Genomic DNA, 11,759 nt, shown 5'->3' on the forward strand with positions numbered 1-11,759 from the left:
TCGCGGGGGCCGCGCGGCCCAGCGCGATCACGCGCGGGCGGTGGCACCCGGCGTCCGCTCGCGCGCCCCGGCGGGTCCTGCCAGGGGCGGGCGGGGCGTCGGTCGCCTTGCCCGTTCCGAGGCGGGTGATCCACGCGGTCCGCTCCTTCTGCTCGTCCGTCTGCCTGCCACTGTCCGGGTCTCCCGGACCTTGAAGACGCATGGTGCCGGGACGGGGTTGCGGCGGGTTCGCACCTCCCCCGGCCGGTGTGGCCTGCACCACCCATGGTCCGCCAAGTCGGGCGCGTTCGCCTGGCCGGTTGTGTGCGTGTCGCGCTTCGAGTTTCTCGTCAAGAAGTCGCGCTCGCAGCGCGGCGCCGGGGAACCAGGCACGAAACGGCCGCGACCAGCGCAAACACCGCCGTCGCGGCGTGCAGGACCACGGTCGGCGTGCCGGCCGACGAGACCATCAGCGGCGGGCCGCAGGCGAGTGCGCAGACGAACCACGTGCCCGCCGACGCGGTGGCGCCCGTGCGGACGGTGTGCAGCAGGAGCACGCCGAGAAGCAGGTGCACGAGGCTCTGCACGGGGTCGAGGTGCAGGCCGAGGAAATCGGCGTCGGCGGCGACGTCGCCGAAGCGGGCCAGCGCGAGCCCGAAGACACCGAGTGTCGCGTAGCCGATGCCGAGCGCGGCGGCCGCTCTCGTGAGCAGCACCGGCCGCCAGCCGGTGGCCGTGCGCGGTCTCGGCGGGGGCGGCGCGGGTTCGCCGTGGCCGCGCGGGTGGCGTTCGAACCACCAGAACACGCACCCCGCCGGCACGAGCAGTAGCGCGATCGCCATGGCGGTGCGCGGTTTCACGAGCCAGCTCAGCCCGTCGGCGATCGGGCCCGGCAGGTAGACGACGGCGACGAGCAGCAGCATCGCCGCCAGGAACGCCAGGTACAGGCTCATCGGCGCCCGCAGCACGAACCCGGCCGCGCGGCTGACCCGCGGCCACGCCGCGACGCGCACCAGCCGTCCACCGAGCACGCCCGCCAAGCCGAGCTGGGTCACGCCGAGCAGCAGGACCTCCCACGGCGGCGCTGACAACGCGGCCGGCGCGCCCGGGCTGCCCAGCAGGATCGGCGACGCGCCGAGCGCGAAGGTGGCCACGGCCAGAGCGCCCACTCCGGCCACGGCGGCGCCCGCCAGCACCGGCCGGGGGAGCCGCACCCCGTCGGCGTGGGCGAACGCGATCTTCTGGGCCAGCAGCGCGAGCGCCAGGGTGGCGCCGTAACCGGGCAGCGGCGAGCCGGACCAGGCCGCGGTGGCCTCGCCCGCGACGACGAGCGCCAGCAGGCCGGCCACCGACCACAACCCGGCGCGGCGGTGCAGCGCGAGCAGTGCGGGCGCGCAGACGACCGTCAGCAGGTACACGCCCAGCAGCCACAGCGGGTGCAGCGCGATCCGCATGACCGTCGCGTTCGTGCCTGCGGGAATGCCGAGCAGCTCCAGCGCCAGCGGGACGAGCAGGGCGACCACGGCGAAGATCAACGCGGGGCGCAGCAGCGGGCTCGCGCGCTCGGCGAGGTAGTGGCGGTAGCCGCGGTCGCGTTCGGCCGGCCAGCCGGTGACGTTCGCGTAGCCGCCCGCGAAGAACAGCAGCGGCGTGAGCTGCGCGAGCCACGTCAGCGGCCACCACGCGGACTCGGGCGCGCCCGCCCAGTCGGCCAGCGCCGTCGCCGATTCGCCGAGCACGAGCAGCACGGCCGAGGCAGCGCCGAGCACGGCCCAGCGGGTGGGGGGACCAGTCGCGGCGCGAGCGGGTCGGGGGGTGGCGCGCCGGGCCGTGTGCCAGCCGCGCAGCCGGAACACGAGCAGGCAGCCGATCACGAGGACGCCGGCGACCATCGGCCCGATCGGGTCGGCGACCGGAGGTCCCCACCGCTGGTGCCACGAGTTCACGACGAGCCCGGCGGAGTAGAGCGTGGCGACGACCTGGCAGGTGCCCGGCGAGCCCATCGGGTTCACCACGCACGCGTGGTGCATGTCCTGCGACAGCCGAGCGTCGAGCGAGGCCCGCACGCTCTGGTCGAGCGGGTGGCCCTTCTTGTCCGCGTAGCGCAGCAGGTCGTAGCCCAGGTCGTGGGCCTTGCACGGCACCGCGTAGTCCCACTTGGTGTTGTCGTCGCCCCACGGGGTGGAGCACCCGCCGTCGACGTGGACGGCGCGAACGGTCCCGTCGCGTGCGGCCAGCGCACCCGGCGTCACGCCGCTGACTGCGGTGAAGTCCTTGGGCAGGAGCGCGAGCGCGGTGGGCTGCGGGCCGGGGTGGGTCAGCGCGGCGATGGCGTTCTGCGCGGCCAGTACGTCGCCCGTCGGCGGTCCCTGGTCCGGCGGCGACGCCGGGCGCGAGGCGATGAGCCCGAAGCCGAACACGACGAAGAGCACCAGCAGCAGCCAGCCCGACGTCGACCACGGACGGCGGGCGCGAGCGGCGGCCGGAGGCCGGTCGTCGGTGGCGGGCATGCGCTCAAGGGTGCCAGTCCCACCCGGGCGGCGGCATGGGGATGACCCCCGGAAGGGGTGGGGATCTCCCCGGGTCCGGGCCGGGCACCACATTTCAGGGGGTGGTGAATTGCATCACAGTCCCCTTTTCGCGACTTCCGGTCACGGAGAGCAAGCCCTGCTTAATTGGCTGTCCGTTTTCGGGGCCCGTTCACCCAACGCGATTAATCGCAATTGGCCGGGCGGCGATTTCGCTCAGGCCACGCGCGGCGGCGGATCCGCGTCGGCGAACCGGACTTGATTCCGGCCCCCTTCCTTCGCGGCATACACGGCGGCGTCGGCCGCGTGCAGCAACTGTTCCACCGTCGATCCGTTCGGCCCGAGCAACGCCACTCCGATCGACGTGGTCCGACCGGTGATGCGGGCGCGTCCGCCGCGTTTGTCGGTGGTCACGATCTGCTGTTCGGCGATCGCGAGACGGATCCGTTCGGCCGCGACCTTGGCGGCCGTTTGGTCCACGTCCGGCAGCAGGATCAGGAATTCCTCGCCGCCGAAGCGGCCGATGATGTCCCTGGGGCGCGTGATGTCGTCCAAGGTCTGGGCCACGGTGCGCAGGACGTCGTCGCCCGCGGGGTGGCCGTAGGTGTCGTTGATCCACTTGAAATGGTCCAGGTCGATCATCAGCAGCGCCAGCATTTCGTTGCCGCGAGCGGCTCGCGTCAAGGCGCGGTCGGCTGATTCGGACCACCCGCGCACGTTGAAGATGCCGGTCTTCGGGTCCGTGCGCGCCTCGGACTGCAGCTGGTTGATCTCGGCGAGCCGGTTGCCCAGCACGGTGATGAGCACCAGGATCACGATCGCCGGCGGGAAGTTCACCAGCAGGATCGTGGCGATCGTGCCGAGACCGATGGTCGAGAGCTCCAGCAGGTTGTCATCCTTGGTGCCCAGCACGTTGCTCAGCGTCGGGGCGGAAGTTCCGCCCAGTGCGAGCAGGCTGCCGATGACGATCGCCTGCAGCGCCGCGTAGCAGAAGCCGACCAGCATGAGGATGCCGAAGAGCTTCAGCGAGTTGTTCGGCGTGAGGTTCTCCAGCTCCGCTGAGGCGAAGGTCTGGTACAGCTGGTGTGCCGCCAAGGCCGACACGGCGTGCGTGAACGAGGTGAATACGAACTTGTGCGGAGGCCGCCGCGAGTTGAACCACCGCTGCCCGCGGACGATGACGATCAGCAGCAGTGTCAAGGGGATCGGCAGCAGCAGCGCGCCAGGGAACACCCAGATCCCCGACAGGTCGATGTGGACGGCCGTCACGCGGTTGCGCCGCCGCTCCTCCTGCCGGCGCGTGAGCTGGATGTGCACCGTGGCGCACACGGCGAGGATGCCGAACCGGGCCCAGTCCAGGGCGGTGGCGGGACCGCCGGTGACGATCCCGAACGTCAGCAGGCCGATGGCAAGCGCTTCCCAGGAAAGCAGGAAAACGATCATCGGGCGCGGCTTCGTCCACAGATCCCACGACCGCACGGGATTGCCGGAAATCAACTCACCGAGCCGTTGGCCGACACCCTGCGACCGCGCGGTTGCTTTTTGTGCATCACTGCGTGCATCCCCTTGCGCATGCCCGGAAGAATCCTGGAACTTCGGTGCGTGATCATGGGAGGGTGTGGGTACCCCGCGATTGGAGTCCGTGGGTTCACCGTGCGCGCGTGCGTTCTCGGGCATCGGGCTCGGCCTCCTCCGGTCTCTCGGGTGGTTCGCGTCTGGTGGTATCCACTGTGGTGCTGTTATCGCTTACCGGTATCATCGCACTCACCGACTCCCCGGCGGTGGGCCCTCCGCGAGGGCTGAATTCGTGTTCCGTCCAACCGTGTGCCTCTTACCCTGAGGTGCCTTCCCCCGATGGCTGGTGAATCCTGAATGCGAATTGCAACGCCAGTCGCTGAGCTGGGCCCTCGAGGAGGTGTTTTCCCGATGCGCGACCGCGAGGCCTGAATCGTTCTTGTCTGTTTTCCCGGAAATTGTCAGTGTGCTCAGTGCTCTCTGTTCGAGGAGGTGTCCGACCGTGCGTGACCGCGAGGCGTGATTCCGGTGACCGGCAACCAAGAGTTCGTGACAGCGTGAGCAGAGGAGAGTCGCGATGCGTGACCGCGAAGCCTGAGAACAAGACGCACCCCCAGACTTCGATCCGGAGGTCAGAACCGGATCGCCCCGGCCGGTGAACGAGCCGGCCACGACTCAGAGCCCGGTACCGGCTGCGACCGCGTGCCGCACCCGGGTCCATGAGAAGGCGGTGGGGATGGCCAGCGCCACGCCGAGCAGACCGGCGAGCGCGATGGCGGTGACCGCGGACCCGGTCACCTGGGCGACCACCCCACCCAGCGCGACCCCGACTCCCTGCGCGACCCGCAGCCCGGTGCGGTAGAGCCCGCCGGCGCCGCCGCGCAGCTCGTTCGGCACCCAGGTGGCGAACGTCGCGGTGACCGTGATGATGTACGCGCCCATCGCACCCGCCAGTGCGAGGAGCACGAGAGCCAGTGCAAGGTTCGGCTGGAGCAGGAACAATGCGAGCAGGGCCAGCGACGTCGTCGCGAGGATGCCCAGCAGCCGCAGCCTGACCTGGGCGGACGCGAACTTCGAGAGCAAGTAGGCACCGGCCACGAACCCCAGCGGGTCGGCAGCCAGCAGCCAGCCGACGGCCGCGGACGACGCGCCGAGCTGCTGCGCCAGCGGAGCCGCGAGCCCTTCGGGGACCACCGCGAGCCCGACCAGCCACGACAGCGCGATCAGAACCCGCAGCCTGCGCTGCCCGAACACGAACCGCGTGGCCCCGAACCACGTCGACTGCTCGCCGCCCGCGGCCGGGCGATCGTGCACCCACACGCGCACGATGAGCGAGGCAACGGCAAAACTCACGGCGTCGATCGCCAGCGCCCACGACGTGCCCACGAATGTCACCAGGAGGCCGCCGCCCGCGAGCCCCAGCAGCATCACCGTGTTGGTGGTGATCCCGCGCAGGTCCTGGCTGCGCAGGTAGATCTCGTCGTCGGTGAACACTTCGCGCGTGATCGCGTTCTGCGCGGCGTTGGCGGGTGACGCGGCCAACTGCACGGCCACGAGCAGGCCGCACAGTACGGCCAGCGGCATGCCCGGCAGGCTCATCAGCCCCACGAGCATCGCCTGCACCGCCGCACTCACGCTCAGCACCGCGCGGCGCCGGTAGCGGTCGGCGAGGAAGGACAGCCCGAGCCCGCCCGCCAGGGCGGGGAGGAACGTGAGGGCGTAGACGACGGCGGCCCAGAGGGCCGAGCCGGTGCGGTCGTAGACGAGGATGGCGAGCGCCACCTTCGCCAGCTGGTCGCCCGCGCTCGAGATGGCCTCGGCCGCCCACAGAACGCGGTACTCGACGTTCCGCAGTGGCGCCGTCAGCCGTGGCGTGGCGTGGGTCGTCACAGGGTGACCACTTCCCCCTCCCCGATCGGGTGAACGTGTCCGGTGGGCATTCTGCCTGGGCTGTGACGGCGACCCCGAGGGAGTCACAGGTCCGGGCAGCGGGACAACAATCAGTATGCCGCTGATTACGCGCGGGCGAACAGTAGAACGATCGTTCTCCGCGGTCGGGCTGTTCAAGGGGGCCCGGACCACGCCGGGCGGACCCTGATTTCGGTCGGTGGTGACCAGTCCGGAGGTACCGGAGCACTGATCGTGCGTGACTCGCTCGTCGCATGACGCCCACCGTTCGCCGCCGTCGCCCTGTTCCCCGTGCGGAATGGCCCAACACTGGAAAAGAGCCCGGTGGAGCGACCCCTCGCCCCTCCGGTGCCTGGCAGCGGGGAGATGGTTATGGACAGGCTCATGCAGGACAAGGCCGTGGTCGTCACAGGCGCCGGCCGGGGACTCGGCGAGGCGTTCGCCGTGCACGTGGCCCGCGCGGGCGGGGCCGTGGTGGTCAACGACGTCGACGCCGGGCTCGCCGAGCGCACGGCCGAGACGATCCGGCAGCGCGGCGGCCGGGCCGTCGCGAGTGGACACAGCGTGGCCGACCCGGCGCAGGCCCAGGCGATCGTGGACCTGTGCGTCGGCGAGTTCGGGCGGATCAACGGCCTGGTCAACAACGCCGGGCTCAACTACGAGGCCCTGCCGTGGGACGACAACGTCGAGCAGGCCAGGGAGCTGGTCGAGGTCAACGTCCTGGGCGTGATGTACACGGGCCTGGCGGCGATCAAGGCGATGGTCGCCGGGGGGATTCGCGGGTCCATCGTGAATATTTCGTCGGGCGCTTCGCTGGGGCAGCGCAAGCTCGGCGTGTACGCGGCTTCGAAGGGCGCGGTTGCTTCGTTGACGTATTCGTGGGCCCTGGACCTGGAAGAGCACGGGATCCGCGCCAACGCGGTGTGCCCGGTGGCGCACACGCGGATGGTGTGGAAGTCGGAGCGGGCGTTGCGGGCTTGTCCGCCCGAGCGGACGCCGTCCCGGATCGCGCCGGTGGTGTTGTTCCTGCTCGGGGATGGGTCGGCGGGGATCACCGGGCAGATGATCCGGTGCAACGGGCCGCAGCTGCACGTGATGGGACAGCCGTTCCTGAAGCAGCCGATCCTCGAGCGGCAGGTGTGGGACACGGAGACGGTGCAGAACGCCTTCGACGAGGTGTTTTCGGCGCACCTGGAGAACTACGGGCTCGAGAAGCGGGTGCCGCCGCGGCTTCGCAAGTGGACGGACAGCAGCCGGATCGCCTGACGGCCCACCCCGGGCGGGGCTCATCCGAACCGCCCGGGGTCGGCGATCAGGACGCCGGGGTGACAGCGGTGTAGAGGTCCTTGATCGCGGCGTCGTAGCGCTCGTTGATGACGCGGCGCTTGAGCTTCAGCGTGGGCGTGAGCTCACCGGTTTCGGGGGTCCACGCCTGCGTGATCAGGTGGTAGCGCTTGATCTGCTCGATGCGCGCCAGGCGGCTGTTGGCGGATTCCACCGCGCGTTCGATCTCGGCGAGCACCTGGTCGTGGGTGGCCAGCTCGTCGATGCCGGACGCCTCGATGCCGTTCGCCGCGGCCCAGCCGGGGGCGATCTCGTCGTCGAGCACGATGAGGGCGGTGACATACGGGCGGTCGTCGCCGATCGCGACGGCCTGGCCGATGAGCGGGTGCTCCTTGAGCAGGCCCTCGATGCGGGTGGGGGCGATGTTCTTGCCGCTCGAGGTGATGATCAGTTCCTTCTTGCGGTCGGTGATCCGCACGAAACCGTCTTCGTCGATGGTGCCGATGTCGCCGGTGGCGTACCAGCCGTCGGCGTCGGTGGCGTCGGCGATGGAGCCGTCTTCCTGCAGGTAGCCGAGGAACACGATGGGGCCGCGCACGAGCAGCTCGCCGTCTTCGGCCACCTTCACCTCGACGCCCTCGAGCGGCTTGCCGACGGTGCCCGCGCGGAAGCCGCCGGCGCTGTTCGACGTGGCCGCGCCGGTCGTCTCGGACAGGCCCCAGACCTCCTGGATCTCCACGCCCAGGCCGGCGATGAAGTACAGGACCTCCACCGGCAGGGCCGCCGCGCCACTGGAGGCGACGAGCACCTTGTCCAGACCGAGCAGCGCGCGCACGGGGGCGAGCACGGCTTCGTCGGTCTTCGCGATGCGCTCGGCGAGCTCGGCCGGCACCTCCTTGCCGTCGGAGCGCAGCTTGTAGCCCTCCTGCAGCAGGGCGTTGGCCGAGAGCAGCGCCTCGCGCCGGTCCTCGGGTACGCCGCCGAGCATGTTCTTCATGCCCGCCACCATCTTTTCCCACACGCGCGGTACGCCGAAGAAGCTCTCCGGGTGCACCTGCCCGAGCGCGGCGACGACTCCGGCGGCGTCGGCGACGGTGTGCACGTGGCCCGCCCACAGCAGCGGCAGGTAGATCGACAGCTCGCGCTCGGCGATGTGCGCCAGCGGCAGGTAGGCGATGTTCTTGGCGTGCATGGGCGCGTCGTGCAGGTTCTGCACCGCGAGTCCTTCGTGGACGGCGTTGCGGTGCGACAGCACGACACCCTTGGGGTCGCCGGTGGTGCCGGAGGTGTAGATCATCGCGAGCGGGTCGTCCGGCTGGATCGCCTGCCACGCGGCTTCGAACGCGGCGGGGTCTTCGGCGAGTGCCGCGCGTCCGGCCTCGCGCACCTCGGCGAAGGAAACGAACCGTTCGTCGCCGGCCGGGATGGCGGCCGCGTCCATCACGACGACGTGGCGCAGCGCGGGGAGATCGTCGAGCACCGGCAGCCAACGATCGAGCTCACCCGTGCCGCCGAGGACGACCACGGGCGCGGCGCTGTGGCGGGCGACGTAGCGGATCTGGTCCGGGCTCAACGTCGCGTACGCGGTGCACGGGATCGCGGCCAGGTGCACGGCGGCGAGGTCGGCGACCAGGTGGTCGGGACTGCTCGCGGCCATGATCAGCATGCGGTCGCGCTTGCCGAGGCCGAGCCCGGCCAGGCCGCGCGAGAACTCGGCGATCGCGGTGCGGAACTCGCTCCAGTTCAGCGTCGGGTGACCCTCGAGGTCGAGCGAGGTGACGGCGGGGTGTTCGCCGTACTCGGTGGCGTTGCGGTGCAGCAGGCGGGGGATCGTCTGACCTTCGGCCTGTGCGGCTGCGGACTGCGGGGTGGTCAACGCTGGCCCTCCTCCAGTGGTGTGGATGACCGACCACTGTAGGGGCTCCCGGCCGGTGTGGATAGAGAATCGCGGCCACTCCGCGTGCCTGCGTGGACCTGACCGTGAACTACGCAAAACGGTCTATTCCTCACGCCTCGAGGAAAAGATCCACTTCAGCGGATCCTGCTTGAATGGAAGCCCCTGCCGAAGGAGAGCCCGTGCCCGCTCGTGATCAGTCCGCTCGTGAACTGCTGAGTGCGATCCAGCGCGAGCTCGCGCCGCGCGACGACGACAACCGGCTCGTGCCGCTCGTCGTGTCCGGCCGTGCGCCGCGCGAGGTGTTCGCCGCGATCGCCGCCGAGGAGCGGTGGATCGTGCGCAGCGACTGGCGCAGCTTCCACGCGCTGGCCGCCCGCGCCGACGAACCGCGGGCGCGTGAGTTCTTCGGCGGCCTCGCGCCGGGGGAGCAGCTCGCGCTGGGCAAGCTCGACGCGATGGCGGCCGCGGTCGGAGATGATCCTGGGACCGAGTTGCCGCGTGCGGGTTGTCAGGCATATCCGGCGTACTTCGCGTGGCTGGCGCTGAACGGCGAAGCGGCTGAAGTCACCGTCGCGATCTTCGCGAACTTCGCCGCGTGGGGCCGGTACTGCGCCGCCATCGCCGCGGGGATGCGTGAGCACTACTGTTTTGAGGACGGTGGCTTCTCCGAGGACGCGTGCGCGTTCTTCGACTTCTTCGCCGCCGACGTCCCGGAAGTCGAAGAGCAGGCGCTCGCCGCGATCCAGGCCGGGCTCGACGCCGGGCGGCTCGACGCGGATCGCGCGCGGACGTACGCCCGGCTGTTCCAGAGCTACGAGCTGATGTTCTGGAGCACCCTCGCCGACGAGTTCCCGGCATGAGCCTCGCCGAAGAAGCGGCGGAGCTCGACGCCGCCGACCCCCTGGCCGCCAAGCGCGCGGAGTTCGACCTCGACCCGGCCGTCGCGTACTTCGACGGCAATTCCCTCGGCGCACCGCCGAGGCACGTCGCGCAGCGGCTCGCCGAGGTGGTCCGCGAGCAGTGGGGTGGCCGGCTGATCCGGTCGTGGACCGACGGCTGGTGGGACGCGCCGGAGCGGGTCGGGAGGCGCATCGCGCCGCTCGTCGGCGCGGCGCCCGGGCAGGTCGTGGTCGCCGACTCGACGAGCGTCGACCTGTTCAAGGTGCTCGTCGCCGCCGTGCGCGCGAACCCGGGCCGCGGCGAGATCCTGCTCGACGCCGCGACGTTCCCGACCGACGGCTACGTCACCGAGCAGGTCGGGCGCCTCACCGGACACGCCGTGCGGCGCGTGCCGGTCGCCGAGCTGCCTGCCGCGTGCGGTGAGGCGACGGCGGCGGTGCTCGTGAACCACGTCGACTACGTGTCCGGCCGGCTGCACGACATGGGCGCGATCACCGCCGCCGCGCACGCTGCCGGCGCCGCCGTGGTCTGGGACCTCTGCCACAGCGTCGGCGCGATCGAGGTGCGGCTCGACGAGCACGAGGTCGACTACGCGGTGGGCTGCACCTACAAGTTCCTCAACGGCGGGCCGGGCGCGCCCGCGTTCGTCTACGTCGCGAACCGGCTGCAGGAGTCGTTCGACCAACCGCTTGCGGGCTGGGCCGGGCACGCCGACCCGTTCGCGATGGAGGCCGGCTACCGCGCGGGCGCGGGGATTTCGCGGGCGCGCGCGGGCACTCCGGGCATCCTGTCGCTGCTCGCGCTCGACGCCGCGCTGGACGTGTGGGAGGACGTCGATCTCGCCGTGTTGCGCGCGAAAGGCTTGGCACTGGGCGATTTCTTCCTGCGCTGCCTCGACGAACTACTGCCCGGCGCCGACGTGCCGACGCCGCGCGACCACGCGCGCGGCCACCAGATTTCGGTGCGGGTGCGGGACGCGCCACGGACCATGGCGGCGTTGCACGAACGCGGCGTGCTCGGCGATTTCCGTCCGCCCGACGTGCTGCGGTTCGGGCTCGCGCCGCTCTACACGCGGTACGCGGAAGTGCTGCGCGCGGTCACGGCGTTGCATGAGCCGCGCTGAACGAAAGGCGAACTGAATTCACGGAAAATCGCGGTTTTCGCGGCTGAATGGATCCACGCATAGCCCCTTCGGGTGAGCGACCGAGACAGTTCCGCGTGGTTGCCCGCTATGATCGGACCCTGCTTTTCCGCTGGTGGGCGCACTGCGGACCGGCGCGATCCCGTGCTCGTGCGGCACGGGGAAACGTCGGCGCGGTTGCCGGGCGAAGGGGGCGGCGATGGCCGGTGCACGGGTTCGTGAGGTGCCGATTTCGTATGTCGGCACACTCCTGGTCGGGGTAATCCTCGGAATTCTGCTCGCCGAATTCGGCGACCTGTTCGTGCGCTTCCCGGTGGAGTCGGTGCTCGTGCTGGTGCTGGTCTGCTCCGTGGCCGTGCTCGGCTGGGCGTGCCGGGAGATGCTGCACGACCTCCTCCGCCGGGGCCGGCGCGGCGGCTCCGCTCGCCGGGCCGACCACGAAGACGACCCCGACTGGCCCGACGTGCCGCGCTTGATCCTGCACCGCGACGGCGACTCGCGTCCGAACGGCGTTCGGCGCTGAAAAGTGGTAATCGCGCCGGTGTGAACAGCGATTCCGTGGCCGGTGTAGTCCATTTCACGCCTTTTCGTCCTCGCGTGGAGTCCG

Annotated in this window: 9 protein-coding genes; 4 read left to right on the forward strand and 5 right to left on the reverse strand. The window is 70.8% G+C overall.

Annotated features, from left to right (window positions below; genetic code table 11):
• The 4 genes from AB0M56_RS34975 to AB0M56_RS34990 form a co-directional block, all read right to left on the reverse strand.
• On the reverse strand, window positions 1-202 hold a 202-nt coding region (locus AB0M56_RS34975), incomplete at its 3' end, for a hypothetical protein (protein WP_364184289.1).
• A gap of 127 nt (window positions 203-329) precedes the next feature.
• Window positions 330-2,489, reverse strand: a complete 2,160-nt coding sequence (locus AB0M56_RS34980; RefSeq protein ID WP_364184292.1) for a phospholipase — start codon at window positions 2,487-2,489, stop codon at window positions 330-332.
• A gap of 234 nt (window positions 2,490-2,723) precedes the next feature.
• Window positions 2,724-3,950, reverse strand: coding sequence for a GGDEF domain-containing protein (locus tag AB0M56_RS34985; protein WP_364184294.1), 1,227 nt, complete (start codon window positions 3,948-3,950; stop codon window positions 2,724-2,726).
• A gap of 747 nt (window positions 3,951-4,697) precedes the next feature.
• Window positions 4,698-5,912 carry an MFS transporter gene (locus AB0M56_RS34990; protein WP_364184296.1) on the reverse strand — a complete coding sequence of 405 codons (1,215 nt, stop codon included), beginning with the start codon at window positions 5,910-5,912 and terminating at the stop codon, window positions 4,698-4,700.
• A 390-nt stretch (window positions 5,913-6,302) separates the two neighbouring features.
• Between AB0M56_RS34990 and AB0M56_RS34995 the strand changes: the two genes are divergently transcribed.
• Complete coding sequence (locus AB0M56_RS34995) at window positions 6,303-7,196, forward strand: SDR family oxidoreductase (RefSeq protein ID WP_364184298.1); 894 nt, start codon at window positions 6,303-6,305, stop codon at window positions 7,194-7,196.
• Between the two features lie 46 nt (window positions 7,197-7,242).
• Here the strand turns inward: AB0M56_RS34995 and AB0M56_RS35000 are convergent, their stop codons facing one another.
• Entirely contained in the window at window positions 7,243-9,090 is a 1,848-nt protein-coding gene (locus AB0M56_RS35000) for an AMP-dependent synthetase/ligase (RefSeq protein ID WP_364184301.1), read from the reverse strand.
• A gap of 200 nt (window positions 9,091-9,290) precedes the next feature.
• Here AB0M56_RS35000 and AB0M56_RS35005 point away from each other — a divergent pair, with 200 nt between their 5' ends.
• From AB0M56_RS35005 to AB0M56_RS35015, 3 genes are all read left to right on the forward strand, one after another.
• The gene (locus AB0M56_RS35005; RefSeq protein WP_364184303.1) at window positions 9,291-9,971 is read left to right on the forward strand and encodes a transcriptional regulator; all 681 of its coding nucleotides are present in this window, start codon (window positions 9,291-9,293) and stop codon (window positions 9,969-9,971) included.
• Entirely contained in the window at window positions 9,968-11,134 is a 1,167-nt protein-coding gene (gene kynU, locus AB0M56_RS35010) for a kynureninase (RefSeq protein ID WP_364184306.1), read from the forward strand. Before AB0M56_RS35005 ends, kynU begins: the two co-directional genes overlap by 4 nt.
• A 217-nt stretch (window positions 11,135-11,351) precedes the next feature.
• Window positions 11,352-11,675, forward strand: coding sequence for a hypothetical protein (locus AB0M56_RS35015; RefSeq protein WP_364184308.1), 324 nt, complete (start codon window positions 11,352-11,354; stop codon window positions 11,673-11,675).
• The last annotated feature ends 84 nt before the right edge of the window (window positions 11,676-11,759 follow it).

It is taken from the genome of Amycolatopsis sp. NPDC051372 (genome assembly GCF_040682095.1).
Classification (GTDB): domain Bacteria; phylum Actinomycetota; class Actinomycetes; order Mycobacteriales; family Pseudonocardiaceae; genus Amycolatopsis.